Source organism: Marilutibacter aestuarii (assembly GCF_006546775.1).
GTDB lineage: Bacteria > Pseudomonadota > Gammaproteobacteria > Xanthomonadales > Xanthomonadaceae > Marilutibacter > Marilutibacter aestuarii.
Map to the genome: position 1 here is coordinate 58,133 of NZ_VICE01000048.1, position 19,265 is coordinate 77,397.

The following is a 19,265-nucleotide window of genomic DNA, read 5'->3' on the forward strand; positions in this document are numbered from 1 at the left end:
AGCGTCGCCCGGCCTGCCTGCCTGGGCACTCGCAATTTCCGCCGATCGTGCGATGCTGTAGCCACTACTCCCCAGTGATGAACAGGAGGTCAGCGATGCGTATCGAAACCCACGGCCAACAGATCGACGTGACACCGGCCCTGCGCGACTACGTAGAGACCAAACTGGCCCGACTGGAGCGCCACTACGAGCAGCCGCTGGACATCAAGGCGCAGCTCAGCCTGGACAAGCCCGACCACCGCGCCGAGGCGACCCTCAACATCGCCGGCCGCACGCTGCACGCCGACGCCAATGCCGTCGACATGTATGCCGCCATCGACCTGCTGGCGGACAAGCTCGACCGCCTGCTGATGAAGCACAAGGAGAAGATGGTCGACCACCACCGCGGCGAGAGCCTCGCCCGCACCGGTGAGTTCAACCTCTAGACCGCATGCCTTTCCGACCGCTGCTCGCCCCCGGCCGCGTCGTCCTGGTCGACGCCGCGACGCCGGCGTCCAACCGCGCGGAGGTGCTCGACCTCGCCGCCCGGCTGCTCGCCGCCAAAGGCGGCCTCCCGCCGCGCCAGGTCCACGACCTGCTGGTCCAGCGCGAAGCGCTGGCCAGCACCGGCATCGGCTTCGGCATCGCGATCCCGCATGCGCGCGTGGCCGACCTGGCCGAGGACACCGGCGTGTTCCTGCGCCTGCCCCGCGGCGTCGACTTCGGTGCCGCCGACGGGATCGATGTCGACCTGGTGTTCGCCATGGCGGTGTCGGAAGCCCACGTGCAGGCGCACCTGCGCCGGCTGGCGGCGATCGCCGACCGGCTGGGCAACCCGGCCTTCTGCGCCTCGCTGCGCGCCGCCGCGGACGAAACCGCCCTGGCGACCTTGTTGCTCGATGCGGACCACTACCAGTCGGCGGCGTGACGTGGGACGCTGGGCACTGAACGGGCAATGGGGGAATCGCGGGTGAATGCCAGCATCAGTGCGGCCGAACTCTTCGAACAACAGCGCGAACGGCTGGACCTGCGCTGGATCGCCGGCGAAACCGGCGGCGAGCGGATGCTCGAGGCGGTCCAGACCGTCGCGCGCCGGCCCTCGCTGGCCGGTTACCTCAACACGATCTACCCGAACAAGGTTCAGATCCTGGGCACGGAGGAGCTGACCTGGCTGGATGGCCTGGACTCGCGCCAGCGCTGGGAGACCATCGAGAAGATCATGCAGTACCGACCGCTGGCGATGGTGATCAGCAAGCAGCAGCACTGCCCGGAGGACCTGCGCGAGGCCGCCGAGGAATCCGGCACGCCCCTGTGGGTCTCGCCGCGGCGCGGCCACGAACTGCTCAACCTCATGCAGTACCACCTGGCCCGTACCCTGGCGCCACGCGTGACGCTGCATGGCGTGTTCATGGAGATCTATTCGATCGGCGTGCTGATCACCGGCGAGTCCGGCTCGGGCAAGAGCGAGCTCGCGCTGGAACTGGTCACCCGTGGCCACCGCCTGGTCGCCGACGACGCGCCGGAGTTCACCCAGATCGCGCCGGACGTGCTCGACGGCACCTGCCCCGACATGCTCCAGGACCTGCTCGAGGTACGCGGCCTGGGCGTGCTGAACATCCGCGAGATGTTCGGCGACACCGCGATCAAGAGCAACAAGTACCTGCGCCTGGTCGTCCACCTCACCAAGCCGATGCAGGACCCCCTGCCCAGCGGCATCGAGCGCCTGACCGGCGACAGCGGCACCCGCCGCATCCTCGACCTCGACGTGCCGACGATCACCCTGCCGGTGATGCCCGGCCGCAACCTCGCGGTGCTGGCCGAGGCCGCCACCCGCCTGCACAGCCTGCGCATGAAGGGCATGGACCCGGCCGCCGCCTTCATCGCGCGGCACAGCAACTTCCTCGAGCGGGGCGACGCATGAGCGACGACATGGGCAGTCCTGGCGCGGGCAACGGCAATGGCAACCCGGCGCTGGTGATCGTCAGCGGCATGTCCGGCTCCGGCAAGTCGGTCGCGCTCAAGACCCTGGAGGACCTGGGCTACTACTGCGTCGACAACCTGCCCGCCGACCTCCTCGCCAGTTTCGTCAAGAGCGTCAAGAACGACGATGGCGCGCCGCCCAAGCTGGCCGTGGCGATCGACGTGCGCAACCGCCACAACGACCTCAGCCACATGGCCAACTGGCTGGCCGAAGTGGGCCGGCTGGGCTTCGACCCCCGCCTGGTCTACTTCGAGAGCCGCGACGACGTGCTGCTCCGCCGGTATGCCGACACGCGGCGGCGGCATCCGCTCAGCCGCCTGGGCCTGTCCCTGGGCGATGCGATTTCGCTTGAGCGCCAGGTCTCCCGCCCGCTGCGACGCCTGGCCGACACCGTGGTCGACACCAGCGAGATGAACGTGCACCAGTTGCGGCGGCACATCATCACCGAGTTCGGCCTGGGCAGCGACAACACGGTGTCGCTGCTGTTCGAGTCCTTCGCCTACCGCCATGGCGTCCCCGCCGACGCCGACTTCGTGTTCGACGCGCGCGGCCTTCCCAATCCGCACTGGGACGCGAGCCTGCGCCCGCTGTCGGGTCGCGACGGCGCCATCCGCGACTACCTCGAGCAGCAGCCCGAGGTGATGCAGTACGTCGACCAGGTGGGCGAATTCCTCGACACCTGGCTCCCCCGCATGACACGCGATACCACCCGCAGCTACGTCACCGTGGCCTTCGGCTGCAGCGGCGGCCGGCACAGGTCGGTCTACCTGGCCGAGAAGATGGGCGAGCGGGCCCGCGCCGGGGGCTGGGACGAGGTCGCCGTCCACCACCGCGAACTCGACTGAACGGTCGTCCGGGCCGCCAGGCGCGGCTTTCCGGCTACCGGCGTGTCACCCGGCTCTGCTAAGTTGTCGCCATGAGCGTCGGCATCCTACTCGTGACCCATGAAGGCATCGGCAGCGCGCTGCTGGCGGTGGCCACCCGCCTGCTCAGCGCCCTGCCGCTGAAGGTCGAGGCCTTCGAAGTGCCGTTCGACGCCGATCCCGACGCGATCCTGCCCCAGGCCAGCGCGGCCCTGCGCCGCGTCGATGGCGGCGACGGGGTGCTGGTGCTGACCGACCTTTACGGCGCTACCCCCAGCAACCTGGCCGCGCGGGTCGCCCACCTGGGCACGCCGGTGCGCCGGGTGTCCTCGCTGAACCTGCCCATGCTGCTGAGGGTGATGAACTACGCGGAGCTCGAACTGGATGAACTGCCGGCGATTGCTTCCGCTGGCGCACGCAACGGTGTCATATTGGACGATGCCTGAAGACGGCCCGAGGAACTCCCCCATGATCGAACGCGAACTGACCGTCTCCAACCGCCTGGGCCTGCACGCCCGGGCCACCGCCAAACTGGTCCAGGTGCTCTCGGCCTATCGCAGCAGCGCGACCCTGACCGCCAAGGGCCGCGAGGTGAATGCCAAGAGCATCATGGGCGTGATGCTGCTCGCCGCCGGCCAGGGCACGCCGGTGAAGCTGCGCGTGAACGGCGACGACGAAACCGCGGCCACCGACGCGATCGTGGCCCTGTTCGACCGTCGTTTCGACGAAGACAGCTGAGGACGGGGCTGGATGCGGCAGGAGTTCAACGGCAACGGGGCCTCGCGCGGAAGCGTGCTGGGCCGGGCCCGCGTCCGCCTGCCGCATGCGCTTGAAGTCGACGAAGAGCTGATCCCCACCGAGGCCGTCGAGGGCGAGCTCGACCGCATCCACGCCGCCATCGACGCCGTCCGCAGCGAAATGCAGGAACTGCGCGAGCGACTGCACGGCGCGCTGGCCCACGAGGTCGGCGAGTTCCTCGACCTGCACACCCTGCTGCTGGACGACCCGGAACTGCTGCAGGGCCTGGATGCCCTCATCCGCACCGGCCACTATTCGGCCGACTACGCGCTGCGCCTGCAACGCGACCGCATCGCCGCCGTCTTCCAGGAAATGGACGACGCCTACTTCCGCAGCCGCATCGAGGACATCGACCAGGTCATCGGCCGCATCCACGCCGCCCTGCACCGGCGCGAAGGCGAACTGCAGGGCGTCGCCGGCGACATCCTGGTGACCGACGCGGTCGCCCCGGCGGAGATCGCGCAACTGCAGGCCCAGGGCGTGATGGCGATCGTGACCGCCTCCGGCAGCCATCTCTCGCACAGCGCCATCCTCGCGCGCAGCCTCCACCTGCCGCTCGTCGTCGGCACGCCGAACGTGCTGCAGAAGATCAACGACGGCGACACCCTGATGATCGACGGCGCCACCGGCCTGGTGGTGCTCGAACCCAATGCCGACGACCTGCGCGGCCACCGCGCGCGGGTGCGCGAGCAGAAGCGCGAACGCAAGCAGCTGCACCGCCTGCGGCGCGAACCCACGCGCACCGTCGACGGGGTCGACATCAAGCTGTACGCCAACGCCGAGTCGCGCGAGGACGTCGCCGAGGCGCACTCGCTCGGTTCGGCCGGGATCGGCCTGTACCGCACCGAGTTCCTGTTCCTGCAGCGCAGCGAGCTGCCCGACGAGGAAGAACAGTTCCGCGCCTATCGCGACGTCGTGCTCGGCATGACCGGACGCACGGTCACCATCCGCACCGTCGACCTGGGCGCGGACAAGGCCGACCGCACCGGGCTGGCCCTGCGGGACGAACCCAACCCCGCCCTGGGCCTGCGCGGCGTGCGCCTGTCGCTGGCGCGACCGGAAGTCATGGAGACCCAGTTGCGCGCCCTGTTGCGGGCGTCGGGCTACGGGCCGTTGCGCATCCTGCTGCCGATGGTCAGCAGCCGCGAGGAGATCCTGGCCGTGCGCCGGCACCTGGAACGCGTGGCCGGTGAACTGCGCGCGGAAGGCCACATGATCGCCGAGCACGTGCAGGTGGGGGCGATGATCGAGGTCCCGGCGGCCGCGATCGCCCTGGGCAGCTTCATCAACGACGTCGACTTCCTCTCCATCGGCACCAACGACCTGGTCCAGTACCTGCTGGCAGCCGACCGCATCAACGAAGCGCTCGGCGAGCTCTACACGCCGCTGCACCCGGCAGTGGTCAGGCTCATGCGCGACGTGATCCGCCTGGCCCAGGCGCGCGACGTACCGGTGTCGGTCTGCGGCGAGATGGCCGGCGATCCTGCCTTCGCGCCCTTGTTGCTGGCATTGGGGCTGATGGAGTTCAGCCTGCACCCGGGCACCCTGCTGGAGCTGCGGCAGACCATTCGCCGCCATGACCTGGGCGTGCTGCGCGCACGCGCCGCCACCCTCCTCCGCGCACGCGATCGACCCGCCATCGAACGCTGGCTGGCGGCCTGCACGCCCGCCGGCTGAACGCATCCCCTGCCTGCCGGGGTGTGCAGGTCCATCCGCAACAGCGATAATGCCGCGCGGGCGCCAGGGACGCGCCGCCCGATGATGTGACCCACCGCGAAGCCCGACCCCGGCCGGATACCCCCTGCGGTTCCGTCTGCCCCACCCGGAGCACTGCATGGCCGAAGCCGTCCGCCACGACAAGACCGCACGCCAGCTGCGCCTGCTCTCGGACGCGCTGGACAGCGGGCGGCTGGGGCCGGTCAAGCGCCTGGTCAACACCTTGTCGCCGGCCGAGATCGGCAACCTGCTCGAGTCGCTGCCGCCGGCCAAGCGCACCGTGGTCTGGGGACTGGTCGATCCCGAGGACGACGGCGAGGTGCTGGTCCACGTCGGCGACGAGGTCCGCGAGAGCCTGCTGGCGGAGATGGACCCGGACGAGATCGTCGCCGCCGTCGAAGACCTCGACATCGACGACCTCGCCGACCTCGCCGAGGACCTGCCCGACACGGTCATCGACGAAGTCCTCAAGTCGATGGACCGCGAGAACCGCGAGCGCCTGGAGCAGGTGCTGTCCTATCCCGAGGACACCGCCGGCCGTCTGATGAACCCGGACGTGGTGACGGTGCGCGCCGACACCACCGTCGACGTCGTCCTGCGCTACCTGCGCCTGCGCGGCGAGCTGCCCGAGCACACCGACCACCTGTACGTGGTCAGTCGCCGCCACCAGTACCTGGGCCGCATCGCGCTGGCCTCGCTGCTGACCTGCGAACCCACCGACCCGATCAACCGCCTGATCGACGACGAACAGCCGGCGATCGACGTCGACGAGTCCGACGACGAAGTCGCCCGCCAGTTCTCCGACCACGACTGGCTCAGCGCGCCGGTGGTGGACGACGGCAACGTGCTGCTGGGCCGCATCACCATCGACGACGTGGTCGACATCATCCGCGACCGCGCCGAGCACCAGGCGCTGGGCGCTGCAGGCCTGGACGAGGACGAGGACCTCTTCAGCCCCATCCGGCGCGCGATGCGCCGGCGCCTGATCTGGCTGACGATCAACCTGGGCACCGCCTTCGTCGCGGCCAGCGTGGTCGGCCAGTTCGAAGCGACGATCGAGAAGATCGTCGCCCTCGCCGTGCTGATGCCCATCGTCGCCGGCATGGGCGGCAACGCCGGCACCCAGGTGCTGGCGCTGATGATCCGCGGCATCGCACTGGGCCAGGTCGGCTCGTCCAACGCCGGCGTGCTGCTGTGGAAGGAAGTGCGCCTGGCCCTGCTCAACGGCCTGTCGCTGGGCCTGCTGCTGGGCGGGATCGTCTGGTTCTGGTTCGGCGATCCCAAGCTGTCGGCGGTCATCGCCACCGCGCTGACCCTGAACCTGCTGTTCGCCGCGACCGCCGGCGTGCTGGTGCCCCTGACCCTCAAGCGGCTCGGTTTCGATCCCGCGCTGGCGAGCAGCATCTTCCTGACCACGGTCACCGACGTCCTGGGCTTCTTCACCTTCCTGGGCCTGGCGACGCTGATCCTGGTGCGCTGACGCCTGACCGGCCGGCCGTGACGGCGGCCGCGCGACAGACTGCGATGGCAGTGTCATGCTGGCGGTCCACACGCCAACCGGTAAGACGCCATGGATCGCCCAGGGATCGCGCGACGACTCGCTGCAGCCTTCGCCACCGTCCTGGTCCTGTCCGGATGCGCGGGCCTGCGCCCTGCGACCGACAGCGGCTTCGTCACCCGCACCCTGGAAATCGACGGCACGCGCCGCGCCTACCAGGTCTTCGTGCCCTCGGCGTCCGCGCGCCGCGGACCCGCGCCGGTCATCCTGTTCCTGCATGGCTCGGGCGAACGCGGCGACGACGGTCGCAAGCCGACCCTGGTCGGGCTGGGCCCGTACGTGCGCGCCCACGCCGCGGACTTCCCCGCGATCGTGGTCTTCCCGCAGGTGCCGGACGGGCAGGAGTGGCAGGGCGCGAACGTCCGCGCCGCGCTCGCCGCGCTGGACGCGGCGACCCGCGAATTCGACGGCGACCGCGAGCGGACCTACCTGACCGGCCTGTCGATGGGCGGCTACGGCGTCTGGGAGATCGCCCTGGCCGAACCGGAGCGCTTCGCCGCGCTGGTGCCCGTGTGCGGCGCGGTCCGGCGCATCCGTCCGGAACGCGACCTGCAGGTCACCGCCGTCGCCGACGAGGCCGACCCGTACGCCGCGATCGCGACGCGGCTGTCCAGCGTGCCGGTGTGGATTTTCCATGGCGCGAAGGACGACGTCGTCCCCACCCACGACGACCGCATGCTGGCGCGGGCGTTCGACGAGGTCAGCACCGCCGATGCGCGCTATACCGAGTTCCCCGACGCCGACCACAACGCCTGGGATGCCACCTACGCCGGCACCCCGGCCTTGTGGCCCTGGCTGTTCGCGCAGCGCCTGGAACCCAACGAGGCCGACGACAGCGCCGGCGCGGCAGGCACGCTGCCCTGAGCCTGCGCTCGGGCGCCGCTCGTGGCGCCTGGCTCCCGGCGGTCAGCGCGCGCCGAGCAAGGCTTCCAGGACCGCCATGCGCACCGCCACGCCGTTGCCCACCTGGCGCAGGACGCGCGACTGCGGACCGTCAGCGACCTCGTCGGTGATCTCGACGCCCCGGTTCATCGGTCCAGGGTGCATCACGATCGCGTCCGGCGCGGCACGTGCGAGGCGGGCGACCGTCAGGCCGTAGTCGCGGTGGTAGTCCTCCAGCGAGTCGACCAGCCCGTCTTCCATGCGTTCGCGCTGCAGGCGCAGCATCATCACCGCGTCCACCCCCGCCAGCGCCGCGTCCAGGTCGCCCGACACCGCGCAACCCGCCAGCGTGCCATCGTCGGGCAACAGCGCCCGTGGGCCGCAGACGCGGATCTCGCCCGCGCCCAGCGCGCGCAGCGCGTGCAGGTCGGAGCGGGCGACGCGCGAATGCTTCACGTCGCCCACCACCAGCACCTTCAGGCCGGAGAAGTCCGGGCCCTTGGCCTGGCGCAGGGTAAGCATGTCGAGCAGACCCTGGGTGGGATGGGCGCTGCGCCCGTCGCCGGCATTGACCACGGCGGTGCCCGGCGCGGCGGCGGCGGCCAGCGCGGCGACCGCACCGTCCTCCTTGTGGCGGACCACGAAGCCGCGCACGCCCATCGCTTCGATGGTGCGCAGCGTGTCGAGCGCGGTCTCGCCCTTGCTGGTGGACGAGGTGGAGGCATCGAAGTTCAGCACGTCCGCGCCCAACCGCTGCGCGGCGAGCTGGAAGCTCAGGCGAGTGCGGGTGGACGGCTCGAAGAACAGCGTGCAGATCGCGATGCCAGCCAGCGCCTGGCGCGCATCGTGGCCCTCGGCGAAGTACTGCGCGCGCTCGAGCAGTGCGGTCATGCGCGCGGCCGGCATGTCGTGCAGGCCGATGAGGTGCTGCGGGGCGTCGGCGGCCGGGGCGCCGGGGCGTGGGGCATTCATGCGATAGCGGTCGGGATGGCGGGGAAGAAGGCGGGAGGCGGCGGGGTCATTCCAGCGGCGGCAGCTCGACCGCATCGTCGGGCGCGGCCAGCCAGCGCTCGATGATGACCGCCGCGGCCATGGCATCGAGCACCTCGGCGTCGCGACGGCGCCGGCGACCGTCGGCGCGGTCGCCGGCGAAACGCTGCGCCGCCTCGATCGAGCTCGAGCGCTCGTCCACCAGCGCCACCGGCAGCCGGTAGCGGGCCTGCAGCTCGCGGGCGAAGGCATGCGCCTGCTTGCGGATCGGCTGGTCGCCGCCGTCGAGCGTCATCGGGTCGCCGACCACGAAGCCATTGGGCAACCACTCCTTGCGCAGCCGGTCGATCGCGGTCCAGTCGGGCCCGTGGCCATGCATGTCGACCACCGCCAATGCGCGAGCGCCATGGCCGAAGGCACTGCCGACCGCGACGCCGATGCGTCGGCCCCCGACGTCGAAGCCGAGCACGGTGCCGTCGCGCCTCATCGCCGCGCGCTCATCGTCCGTGCCCCGTGGCGGCCGTGGTCACCGTGCGTCCTCAGGCGTGCCCGGCGTAATCGGCCAGGTGCGCGAAGTCCACGCCGATGCGTCCCGCCGCGGCCTGCCAGCGGTCGTCGAGCGGCAGGGCGAACAGCAGTTCCGCGTCCGAAGGCGCGGTCAACCAGTCGTTCTCGCCCAGCTCCTGCTCAAGCTGGCCCGCGCTCCAGCCGGCGCAGCCCAGGGCGACCATGGCGTGCTCGGGGCCCTCGCCCCGGGCCATGGCCTCGAGGATGTCGCGCGAGGTGGTCAGGTACAGGCCGTCGGTGATCATCAGGGTGGAGTCCCACCGCATGCCGCCGTCATGGAGCACGAAGCCACGCTCGGGGTGCACCGGGCCGCCGGCGAGCACGGCCTGGCCGCGCAGGCGGTCGCTGCCGCCCTCCACGCCCATCTGGCCGAATACCTCGCCCAGGGTGTACTCCGAGGCGCGGTTGACGATGATGCCCATCGCGCCGTCGGTGTCGTGCTGGCAGACCAGGGCCACGCAGCGCGAGAAATTGGTGTCCGCCAGCGATGGCAGGGCGATCAGGAGCTGGTTGGCGAGGGGCGTGGTGGGCTCTGGCATGGCCCCATTCTATCGCGCCGCCGCGGCCTGGCATCCATTGAAATACAGGCCCGCGCGGGGGATGATGGGGGACGGATCCGGGGGGAGTCGACTAAGGGTCGCCCTGTCCGTGCCCTTTTCCATGGCGGCCCGACAGGATCCGATGCCCTTTGACTTCGTCGACAACTGGTCGCGCTGGCGCTTGCCGGTCCTCGTCTTCGCGGTCCTGCTGATCGTGGTGGCGCCGTTCCTGTTGCTGCGCGATGCGCACCAGGACAACGTCTCCGCGGTAGGCCTGGCCAACCACACGCGCGAGGTCGAGAACACCGTCCAGTCGCTTGCCTATGAGATGCGCAGCCTGGAGTCGGCCACGCTCTCGCTGGTGGCCGGGCTCGACAGCGAAGAGAGCCTCGACGGCGAGCTGCTGAAGCAGCGCCTTCAACAGGGCACCGAGAACGTCCGCCAACTGAGCGCGCGCCTGCAGACCCTGACCCGCGACAACCCCGACCAGCAGGTGCGCGTGGGCGAGCTCAACGTGATGATCCGGCAGCGGCTGGAGATCACCGAGAGCATCCTCCAGGAGCCCTCGGTGGCACGCCAGCGACGCGAAACCGCCGCGATGATCTCGCGATTCCCCATCCGCGAACTCGCCCAGTCGATGATGGACGAGGAGTCTCGCCTGCTCGCCCTTCGCGACGCCCGTGCCGAGGCGCTGCAACGCCGGACCAACGCCCTGTTCTGGGCGGCGATGATCGGCCAGCTGGTCCTGCTCGGGCTGCTGAGCTTCTTCTCCCAGCGCCAGGCGCGCCAGCGCCTGCAGGCCGAGAACGCCGCCAGCCGCGCCAGCGCCCGTGCGCTCACGGTCCTGCAGAGCGTGCGCGAGCCGATCGCGCTGATCGACAGCCACCAGGCGATCATCATGCACAACCTCGCCTTCGCCGAGATGTATGGCGTCGAGGGCGACGAAGCCCTGGGGCAGCTGCTGGAGCAAATCGGCAACGGCGCCTGGCGGCACGCCGAACTGCTGCAGCGCCTGCGCGACGTGCTGGGCCGCGACCGAGAGCTGTGGGATTTCGAGCTTGCCCAGCAGACCGAGGACGGCAGCGAGCGCGTGATGCTGGTGAACGCCCGCCGCATGCCCCTGCCCGACCGCGAGGACGAGGTCGCCCTGCTGACGGTCAGCGACGTGACCACCCAGAAGTCCTCCGAGCGGCAGATCCGCGAGCTGAACCGGCAGCTGGCCGGCAAGGTCGACCAGGTCTCGGACGTCAATCGCGAGCTTGAAGCCTTCAGCTACTCGGTGTCGCACGACCTGCGCGCGCCGCTGCGCCACATCGCCGGCTTCGCCGACAAGCTCGGACGGCAATTGGGCGACGACGCGGACGAGAAGAGCCTGCACTACCTGGACGTCATCGCGAAGTCGGCGCGACGCATGTCCTCGCTGATCGACGACCTGCTGGTCTACTCGCGCCTGGGCCGCAACGCCATGCGCCTGCAGGCGGTGGACATGCAGTCGATGGTCGACGAGACCCGCGCCATCCTCGACGCCAACCTGCACAGCGACGCCCCCGGCCGCCACGTCGAATGGCGCATCGGCCCGATGCCGATCCTGGTCGCCGACGAGAACATGATGCGCCAGGTCTGGCTCAACCTGCTGGGCAATGCCGTCAAGTACAGCGCCAACCGCGACCCGGCGGTCATCGAGGTGCAGTACCAGCAGGACGAGGAAGGTCGCCACCACTTCAGCGTGCGCGACAACGGCGCGGGCTTCGACATGCGCTACGCCGGCAAGCTGTTCGGCGTGTTCCAGCGCATGCACAAGGCCAGCGACTATCCCGGCACCGGGATCGGCCTGGCCAGCGTGCGTCGCGTCCTGACCCGCCACGGCGGCACCGTCAGCGCCGACGCGCGACCCGACGAAGGCGCCACCTTCACCTTCACCCTTCCAGCATCGCTGGACCAACCGGCCAACAACGAGCCCACGACATGAGCAAACTCCGCACCATCCTGCTGGCCGAAGACAGCCCCGCCGATGCCGAAATGGCCATCGACGCCCTGCGCGAGGCCCACCTGGCCAACCCCATCGTCCACGTCGAGGACGGCGTCGAGGCCATGGACTACCTGCTGCGCCGCGGCCAGTTCGCCGACCGCGGCGGCGAGGACCCGGCCGTCCTGCTGCTCGACATCAAGATGCCGCGCATGGATGGGCTGGAAGTCCTGCAGCAGCTGCGCGCCCACGAGCAGCTCAAGCGCCTGCCGGTGGTGATCCTGTCGTCCTCCCGCGAGGAAAGCGACCTGGCCCGCAGCTGGGACCTGGGCGTCAACGCCTACGTGGTCAAGCCGGTCGACGTCGACCAGTTCTTCGACGCGGTGCAGGCGCTGGGCAAGTTCTGGGCCGTGTTCAACGAGATCCCCGAGGTCTGAGCTTGAACCTGTCCGGCGAAGACGGCGGCCCGCTCAGGCTGCTGTTGATCGAAGACTCGGCCGACGACGCCGAGTTGACCACCCTGGAACTCGCCGACGCCGGCATCGAGTTCCACTACGTGCGCGTGCAGGACGAGCACGCGCTGCTGCGCGCGCTGGACGACTTCAATCCCCAGTGCGTGCTGTCGGACCTCAACCTGCCCGGCTTCTCCGGCGAGCAGGCGCTGGAACTGGTCCGCACGCACGCGCCCCGCGTGCCCTTCGTGTACGTGTCCGACGGCTGGCTCGACGACCTGCCCGCCCACCGCCCCGGCGGCCTAGCCCCGGCCGATGCGCAACTGCCGAAGTCCGAGCTCCAGCTCCTGCCCGGCCTGCTGGCCGAGCTGCTGCAGCCGCGATGAGAGGTTATTGCGACATCGCGCCCGGGCATCCGCTCCACGGCCCCTACCACGACACCGAATACGGCTTCCCGCAGCGCGAGGAACACGTGCTGTTCGAGCGGCTGCTGCTGGAGATCAACCAGGCCGGCCTGAGCTGGGAAACCATCCTGCGCAAGCGCGAGGGCTTCCGCAGCGCCTACGGCGGCTTCGACGTCGACACCGTGGCCGCCTACGGCGAGCGCGATCGCGCCCGCCTGCTCGCCGACGCCGGCATCATCCGCAACCGCCTGAAGGTCGACGCCGCCATCCACAATGCCGGCGTCATCCAGCGCCTGCGCGACAGCCATGGCGGCTTCGCCGAATGGCTCGACGCGCATGCCACCGACGGCGACCGCCCCCGCGACAAGGCCGCCTGGGTCAAGCTGTTCAAGCAGACCTTCCGCTTCACCGGTGGCGAGATCACCGGCGAGTTCCTCATGAGCCTGGGCTACCTGCCCGGCGCCCACCGCCCCGACTGCCCGGTGATGCAGCGCATCGCCCGTTTGCATCCGGGGCTGCCTTCGGTGGTGGGGGGCTCGTAATTCGTAATTCGTAATTCGTAATTCCGGATTCCGGATTCGGGATTCGGGATTCGGGATTCGGGATTCGGGATTCGGGATTCGGGATTGGGGATTGGGGATTCGGAATTCGAGGCGAGGCGAGGCGGCTATGCGCGGCCCCACGCAACTTGCCGTCATCCCAGCGAACGCTGGGATCCAGCCTTTGCCCTTCTCCCGCCTCCCCCCGTAGGTTGGCCCGAGCGTAGCCCGTCCGTAGCCCGGGTGAGCGCAGCGCACCCGGGGGCTCCTGCCGCCCCCACACGCCGCCCCACTCGCGCCCTGCATGGTGCGCGATGGCCGACCACACAGGCACTCCCCGGCCGCGCTTCGCCTGCTCGGGCTACCGTGTCGCGCGGGCACGAAAAAATCCCGGGGCCATCGCAACTTGCCGTCATCCCAGCGAACGCTGGGATCCAGCCTTTGCGCTTCTCCCGCCTCCCACGCCCGTATATTGGCCCGAGCGCAGCCCCGTAGCCCGGGTAAGCGCAGCGCACCCGGGGCCTCCTACCGGCCCGCGCATCCTGCATGCCTCTCTGGCTTTCTCCGGCACGCGGCGCGACCTGCCTGCCCCACACACGACGCCCCCCTCGCGCTCCGCGTGATACGCGATCGCCGACCACACGGGCACTCCCCGCCCGCGCTTCGCTTGCCCGTTCTGCCTTAGTCGCGCGAACACAAAAAAATCCCGGGGCTCCACGAGCACCCGGGATTCCTGTCGGCATGCGACGGCCGACATGGGACCAGCGCCCCACGCAGACCGGCCGCCGAGCGGCTTACTCGTGCACGCCACCCGCCCCGTGTACGTGGCCGTGCTGCTGCTCGTCGTCGGTCGCCTCGCGCACTTCAGTGACTTCGACGTCGAAATGCAGGGTCTGCCCGGCGAGCGGATGATTGCCGTCGACGGTGACCTCGCTGTCGCCGACCTCGGTCACGGTCACCAGGACGGGGCCGCCGCCGGTCTGGGCCTGGAACTGCATGCCGGGCTGCACGTTCTCCACGCCCTTGAACGCCTCGAGCGGCACCTTCTGCACCAGGCCGTCGTGGCGCGCGCCATAGCCTTCCTCGGGCGCGACCGCGACCTTCAGCTTGTCGCCGGCCTTCTTGCCGGCCAGCGCCTTCTCCAGGCCCGGCACGATGTTGCCGGCACCGTGCAGGTAGCTCAGCGCCTGCTCGGACGACTTGTCGATGACCTGGCCCTCGTCATTGGTCAGGGTGTAGTGGAACGAAGCAACGCGGCGATCGGCGATCTCCATGGGGGAGCCTCCATATTCAGGGAGAGAGTGGGAATACGCCGACGGCCATGGGACGCGATGTCCGGGCCGGTATCAGGGGCACGTGAAGCGCTTGATAGTGACGACGCAAGGCAAAAACTGCGCAAAGCAGCCCGAGCAGGCTAGAGAAACCGCGCCCGGATCGCAACCCGGCGCCTCACCCGCGGCTCAGCGCAGATGTCCCTCCCGGATGCCGCGCGACGCGAAAAGCCACATGCCCAGCCCAGTCGTTGACGGCCTCTGCAGCGAGTGATACGCCTCAACAAGGTCTCCAAGTAGGGTGCAACAAGCAAAGCGCATTGCACCGAATCGCGTCGACCTGAAAGCATCTGGCGCGGGAATCCGCCCTGTGACACCCGGGATGTCGCGCCCATGCTCGAGGAAGCCCTCAACAGATCCCTTGCCTGGCGGCCGGGCGTAGGAACGAGCATCAATGGCACCGAGGCAAATTAATTACCTCCGTCCCCTTTGATCCCCGCAGGCAAGATGCTGGGCGGGGGCTCGTGTGTATGCGGGCCATTCCATGGCGACGGGATGGGGGGAGACGCCTACCGCGTTTCCGCCACCTCGACGCCTTCCAGGCCCTGGGCCAGGGTGTGGGCGTCGCCGCCCTGGGCGAGCTTGATGCGCAGGCGGACTTCGTTCTGGGAGTCGGCGTAGCGCAGGGCGTCTTCGTAGCTGATCTCGCCGGCCTGGTAGAGCTCGAACAGGGCCTGGTCGAAGGTCCTCATGCCCAGCTGTACCGATTCCTTCATCACTTCCTTGAGCTTGTGGATCTCGCCGTCGCGGATGTAGTCCTGCACCAGCGGGGTGCCGAGCAGGATCTCCATGGCGACGCGGCGGGCCTTGCCGTCGACGGTCGGGACGAGCTGCTGGGCGACGACGCCCTTGAGGTTGAGCGACAGGTCCATCAGCAGCTGCCCGCGGCGGTCTTCCGGGAAGAAGTTGATGATGCGGTCCATCGCCTGGTTGGCGTTGTTGGCGTGCAGCGTGCACAGCACCAGGTGGCCGGTCTCGGCGAAGGCGATGGCGTGGTCCATGCCCTCGCGGGTACGCACCTCGCCGATCATGATCACGTCCGGCGCCTGGCGCAGGGTGTTCTTCAGCGCCGCTTCCCAGCTCTCGGTGTCGATGCCGACCTCGCGCTGGGTGATGATGCAGCCCTCGTGCTTGTGCACGAACTCGATCGGGTCCTCGATGGTGATGATGTGCCCGGTCGAGTTCTGGTTGCGGTAGCCGATCATGGCCGCCAGCGAGGTGGACTTACCGGTACCCGTCGCGCCGACGAAGATGATGATGCCGCGCTTGGTCATCGCCAGCGTCTTGATGATCGGCGGCAGGCTCAGCTCCTCGACCGTCGGGATCTTGGTCTCGATGCGGCGCAGGACCATGCCGACCTGGTTGCGCTGGTAGAAGCAGCTCACGCGGAAGCGGCCGACGCCGGCGACGCCGATCGCGAAGTTGCATTCGTGCGTCTTCTCGAACTCCTCGCGCTGCTGCGGGTTCATGACGTTCAGCACGAGGTCGCGGCTCTGCTGCGGCGTCAGCGCGTTCTGGGTGATCGGCGAGATCTTGCCGTGCACTTTGATCGACGGCGGCATGCCCGCCGTGATGAACAGGTCGGACGCCTTCTGGTGCGCCATCAGTTTGAGGAACGAGGTGAAGTCGATGGTGCTCATTGGCTTGGCTCCTGCGGAGCCGTGATTCGTGATGGGTGATCGGTGATTCGCAAACGCAATGGCATCCTGCCTGCGACCCAACCTACACCTGTTTCGAACCCCGGCTTTTACGAATCACGAATCACGAATTGCCCATCACCCGAATCAATCGAACAGACGCTTGTCCTTGGCATACTCGCGGGCCTGCTGGCGGGCGATCTGGCCGCGCTTGACCAGGTCCTGCAGGTGCTGGTCGAGGGTCATCATGCCGTGCTGCTGGCCGGTCTGGATCGCCGAGTACATCTGCGCGACCTTGTCCTCGCGGATCAGGTTACGGATGGCGGGGATGCCGACCATGATTTCCCAGGCCGCGGTTCGCCCGCCACCGACCTTCTTGAGCAGGGCCTGCGAGATCACCGCGCGCAGGGATTCGGACAGCATCGAGCGGACCATCGGCTTCTCGCCGGCGGGGAACACGTCGATGATGCGGTCGACGGTCTTGGCCGCCGAGCTGGTGTGCAGGGTGCCGAACACCAGGTGTCCGGTTTCCGCGGCGGTCAGCGCCAGGCGGATGGTCTCCAGGTCGCGCAGCTCGCCGACCAGGATGTAGTCCGGGTCCTCGCGCAGCGCCGAGCGCAGGGCCTCGTTGAAGCCGTGGGTGTCGCGGTGTACCTCGCGCTGGTTGATCAGGCACTTCTGCGAGGTATGGACGAATTCGATCGGGTCCTCGACCGAGAGGATGTGGCCGTATTCGTTCTTGTTGATGTGGTCGATCATCGCCGCCAGCGTGGTCGACTTGCCCGAGCCGGTCGGACCGGTCACCAGGATCAGGCCCTGCGGCTGGTCGATGAGCTCGCGGAAGATGCGCGGGCAGCCCAGGTCCTCCAGCGTCAGCACGTCGGAGGGAATGGTACGGAACACCGCGCCGGCGCCACGGTTCTGGTTGAACGCGTTGACGCGGAAGCGGGCCAGGCCCGGGATCTCGAACGAGAAGTCGACCTCGAGGAATTCCTCGAAGTCGCGGCGCTGCTTGTCCGACATGATGTCGTAGACGAGCGCGTGGACCTGCTTGTGCTCCAGCGCCGGGATGTTGATGCGCCGGACGTCGCCATCGACGCGGATCATCGGCGGCAGGCCGGCCGACAGGTGAAGGTCGGAAGCCTTGTTCTTGACCGAGAACGCCAGAAGCTCGGCGATATCCATGCGTGCACCCCTACACTGCTGGACGACGCCGGTTGGCGCCGTCGACTGGAACGATGTTACCCCTGCGGGCAGTATAGCCCCGTACCGGCGACGTAAATCAACGACTCGGGCGCCGGGCACGCCACAACTGTGGCCTCGATCCCAGCCTTGTGGATGCCGGGCCGGCGAAGGCCCGACAATTCCGGTTTCGACAGGATTCCAGCCGTGCCAGCACCCCTTCCAAGCGATGCGCTGCGCGAGACCCTGCACTCCATGCGTAACGCGGCGGCCGCGGCGCATCGGCCAGTGCCGCGGCTGCTCGCGGTGGCCAAGACCCAGCCGGCGGCGACCGTGGCGGCCCTGGTCGAGGCCTGGCGGCAGCTGGCGCCTGGCACGCGACCGGCGCTGGGCGAGAACTACGTGCAGGAGGCGTCCAGCAAGCATGCGGAACTGGCTGCGACGGGGCTGGACGACCTGGAGTGGCACCTGATCGGCCACCTGCAGTCGAACAAGGCGCGCGAGGCTGCCGCGCTGTTCGATTGGGTGCAGACGGTCGACCGCGCCAAGCTGGTCGAGGCACTGGCCCGTCACCGGCCGGCCGGCCTGCCGCCGCTGAACGTGCTGGTCCAGGTCAACATCGACGACGAGGCCAGCAAGCACGGCTGCCGGCCGGCCGACGTCGACGCGCTGGCCGATGCCGTGGCCGCGCATGAGCGCCTGCGCCTGCGCGGGCTGATGGCCATCCCCGCCCCCGATCCCGATCCGGAGCGCCGCCGCGAGGCATTCAGGCGGATGAACGCCTGTTTCGAGGCTTTGCGGGCGCGTCACCCCGGGGTGGATACCCTGTCGATGGGCATGAGCGGCGACTACCGCGAAGCGATCGCCGAGGGCGCGACCCTGGTGCGGATCGGTTCGGCCCTGTTCGGGGCACGGGCGCCGAAGGCCTGAGCCGCCAGTTCGCGGCTCGGGGTTGACGGCGCGGCCGAGCGCGCCCATGTCTTGCCGGGTGCCCGAACACGCCGTGCCGGCAACCTTGCACCCCACGCACTTGCATCCAACCAGGAGGATTCCACCCCCATGACGAACCCGACCATAGCCTTCATCGGCGGCGGCAACATGGCCCGCAGCCTCATCGCCGGCCTGATCGGCCAGGGCACCGAGCCCTCGCGCGTCCGCGTGGCCGAGCCGGTCGAGGCCCAACGCGAGTCGCTGCGCCAGGACTACGGCGTACAGGCCTTCGCGACCGCGGCCGAGGCCACCGAAGGCGCATCGGTCTGGATGTTCGCGGTCAAGCCGCAGGTCATGCGCAGTGTCTGCGCGGAGCTGACCGAGCGCGCCCGCACCGAGCGTCCGCTGGCGGTCTCGGTGGCGGCCGGCATCACCTCCTCCCAGCTCGACCGCTGGCTGGGCGGCGACGCCGCGGTGGTCAGGACGATGCCGAACACCCCGGCCCTGCTGGGCGCCGGGATCACCGGCCTGTACGCGAACGCGCGGGTCAGCCCGGCGCAGCGCGACACCGCCCAGGCCGTGCTGGCCACGGCCGGCGACACGGTGTGGATCGAGGACGAAGCGCAGATGGACGCGGTGACCGCGGTATCGGGCAGCGGCCCGGCCTACATCTTCCTGCTGGCCGAGGCCATGCAGGCCGCGGGCGAAGCCCAGGGCCTGCCGGCCGCCACCGCGCGCCAGCTCGCCGCGCAGACCCTGCTGGGCGCGTCGCGGATGTTGACCGAATCGGGCGAGCCGGCCGACGTGCTGCGCAAGCGGGTGACGTCGCCGGGCGGCACGACCCAGGCGGCGATCGAGACCTTCGAAGCGGGCGGCCTGCGCGAGCTGGTCGCCAAGGCCGTCGCCGCGGCCGCGCGTCGCGGCGGCGAACTGTCGGCCGCGAACGACTGA

The 19,265-nt window shown here is 69.5% G+C and carries 21 protein-coding genes; 15 read left to right on the forward strand and 6 right to left on the reverse strand.

Annotation, left to right across the window (positions count from 1 at the left end; translation table 11 throughout):
• Positions 1–95 precede the first annotated feature (95 nt).
• The 9 genes from hpf (at position 96) to FKV25_RS05100 (ending at position 7,759) form a co-directional block, all read left to right on the forward strand.
• Positions 96–425 (forward strand): ribosome hibernation-promoting factor, HPF/YfiA family, encoded by a 330-nt coding sequence (gene hpf, locus FKV25_RS05060; protein ID WP_141517713.1) that lies wholly within the window; start codon positions 96–98, stop codon positions 423–425.
• 5 nt (positions 426–430) lie between these two features.
• The gene (locus tag FKV25_RS05065) at positions 431–907 is read left to right on the forward strand and encodes a PTS sugar transporter subunit IIA (protein WP_141517714.1); all 477 of its coding nucleotides are present in this window, start codon (positions 431–433) and stop codon (positions 905–907) included.
• A gap of 42 nt (positions 908–949) precedes the next feature.
• Positions 950–1,900 carry an HPr(Ser) kinase/phosphatase gene (gene hprK, locus FKV25_RS05070; RefSeq protein ID WP_141517715.1) on the forward strand — a complete coding sequence of 317 codons (951 nt, stop codon included), beginning with the start codon at positions 950–952 and terminating at the stop codon, positions 1,898–1,900.
• Complete coding sequence (gene rapZ / locus FKV25_RS05075) at positions 1,897–2,805, forward strand: RNase adapter RapZ (protein WP_246071927.1); 909 nt, start codon at positions 1,897–1,899, stop codon at positions 2,803–2,805. The genes hprK and rapZ overlap by 4 nt, the downstream gene beginning before the upstream one ends.
• A gap of 71 nt (positions 2,806–2,876) precedes the next feature.
• Positions 2,877–3,269 carry a PTS sugar transporter subunit IIA gene (locus FKV25_RS05080; protein ID WP_141517716.1) on the forward strand — a complete coding sequence of 131 codons (393 nt, stop codon included), beginning with the start codon at positions 2,877–2,879 and terminating at the stop codon, positions 3,267–3,269.
• Between the two features lie 22 nt (positions 3,270–3,291).
• Entirely contained in the window at positions 3,292–3,561 is a 270-nt protein-coding gene (locus FKV25_RS05085; protein ID WP_141517717.1) for an HPr family phosphocarrier protein, read from the forward strand.
• Positions 3,562–3,573: 12 nt separating this feature from the next.
• Positions 3,574–5,298, forward strand: coding sequence for a phosphoenolpyruvate--protein phosphotransferase (gene ptsP, locus FKV25_RS05090; RefSeq protein ID WP_141517718.1), 1,725 nt, complete (start codon positions 3,574–3,576; stop codon positions 5,296–5,298).
• Between the two features lie 157 nt (positions 5,299–5,455).
• Positions 5,456–6,817 (forward strand): magnesium transporter, encoded by a 1,362-nt coding sequence (gene mgtE, locus FKV25_RS05095; protein WP_141517719.1) that lies wholly within the window; start codon positions 5,456–5,458, stop codon positions 6,815–6,817.
• A 90-nt stretch (positions 6,818–6,907) separates the two neighbouring features.
• Positions 6,908–7,759 carry a carboxylesterase family protein gene (locus FKV25_RS05100; protein WP_141517720.1) on the forward strand — a complete coding sequence of 284 codons (852 nt, stop codon included), beginning with the start codon at positions 6,908–6,910 and terminating at the stop codon, positions 7,757–7,759.
• Positions 7,760–7,801: 42 nt separating this feature from the next.
• Here FKV25_RS05100 and FKV25_RS05105 read toward each other — a convergent pair whose 3' ends face one another.
• The 3 genes from FKV25_RS05105 to FKV25_RS05115 are packed head-to-tail and all read right to left on the reverse strand — an operon-like array spanning position 7,802 to position 9,873.
• Positions 7,802–8,749, reverse strand: a complete 948-nt coding sequence (locus FKV25_RS05105; protein ID WP_141517721.1) for an aspartate carbamoyltransferase catalytic subunit — start codon at positions 8,747–8,749, stop codon at positions 7,802–7,804.
• A 46-nt stretch (positions 8,750–8,795) separates the two neighbouring features.
• Positions 8,796–9,254 carry a Holliday junction resolvase RuvX gene (gene ruvX, locus FKV25_RS05110; protein WP_141517722.1) on the reverse strand — a complete coding sequence of 153 codons (459 nt, stop codon included), beginning with the start codon at positions 9,252–9,254 and terminating at the stop codon, positions 8,796–8,798.
• 52 nt (positions 9,255–9,306) lie between these two features.
• Positions 9,307–9,873 (reverse strand): YqgE/AlgH family protein, encoded by a 567-nt coding sequence (locus tag FKV25_RS05115; protein WP_141517723.1) that lies wholly within the window; start codon positions 9,871–9,873, stop codon positions 9,307–9,309.
• Positions 9,874–10,015: 142 nt separating this feature from the next.
• Here FKV25_RS05115 and FKV25_RS05120 point away from each other — a divergent pair, with 142 nt between their 5' ends.
• The 4 genes from FKV25_RS05120 to FKV25_RS05135 are packed head-to-tail and all read left to right on the forward strand — an operon-like array spanning position 10,016 to position 13,237.
• Positions 10,016–11,842 carry a sensor histidine kinase gene (locus FKV25_RS05120; protein ID WP_141517724.1) on the forward strand — a complete coding sequence of 609 codons (1,827 nt, stop codon included), beginning with the start codon at positions 10,016–10,018 and terminating at the stop codon, positions 11,840–11,842.
• Entirely contained in the window at positions 11,839–12,276 is a 438-nt protein-coding gene (locus FKV25_RS05125; protein ID WP_141517725.1) for a response regulator, read from the forward strand. The genes FKV25_RS05120 and FKV25_RS05125 overlap by 4 nt, the downstream gene beginning before the upstream one ends.
• 2 nt (positions 12,277–12,278) lie before the next feature.
• Positions 12,279–12,677: a response regulator gene (locus FKV25_RS05130; RefSeq protein ID WP_170218544.1), complete on the forward strand. Its 399-nt coding sequence runs from the start codon at positions 12,279–12,281 to the stop codon at positions 12,675–12,677.
• Positions 12,674–13,237, forward strand: a complete 564-nt coding sequence (locus FKV25_RS05135; RefSeq protein ID WP_141517727.1) for a DNA-3-methyladenine glycosylase I — start codon at positions 12,674–12,676, stop codon at positions 13,235–13,237. Before FKV25_RS05130 ends, FKV25_RS05135 begins: the two co-directional genes overlap by 4 nt.
• A 791-nt stretch (positions 13,238–14,028) precedes the next feature.
• Here FKV25_RS05135 and FKV25_RS05145 read toward each other — a convergent pair.
• From FKV25_RS05145 to FKV25_RS05155, 3 genes are all read right to left on the reverse strand, one after another.
• Positions 14,029–14,508 (reverse strand): FKBP-type peptidyl-prolyl cis-trans isomerase, encoded by a 480-nt coding sequence (locus FKV25_RS05145; protein ID WP_141517729.1) that lies wholly within the window; start codon positions 14,506–14,508, stop codon positions 14,029–14,031.
• 566 nt (positions 14,509–15,074) lie between these two features.
• The gene (locus FKV25_RS05150; RefSeq protein WP_141517730.1) at positions 15,075–16,205 is read right to left on the reverse strand and encodes a PilT/PilU family type 4a pilus ATPase; all 1,131 of its coding nucleotides are present in this window, start codon (positions 16,203–16,205) and stop codon (positions 15,075–15,077) included.
• 144 nt (positions 16,206–16,349) lie between these two features.
• Positions 16,350–17,387, reverse strand: a complete 1,038-nt coding sequence (locus FKV25_RS05155; protein WP_141517731.1) for a type IV pilus twitching motility protein PilT — start codon at positions 17,385–17,387, stop codon at positions 16,350–16,352.
• 204 nt (positions 17,388–17,591) lie between these two features.
• Between FKV25_RS05155 and FKV25_RS05160 the strand changes: the two genes are divergently transcribed.
• The gene (locus tag FKV25_RS05160; RefSeq protein ID WP_281286209.1) at positions 17,592–18,314 is read left to right on the forward strand and encodes a YggS family pyridoxal phosphate-dependent enzyme; all 723 of its coding nucleotides are present in this window, start codon (positions 17,592–17,594) and stop codon (positions 18,312–18,314) included.
• A 129-nt stretch (positions 18,315–18,443) separates the two neighbouring features.
• Positions 18,444–19,265, forward strand: coding sequence for a pyrroline-5-carboxylate reductase (gene proC, locus FKV25_RS05165; RefSeq protein ID WP_141517732.1), 822 nt, complete (start codon positions 18,444–18,446; stop codon positions 19,263–19,265).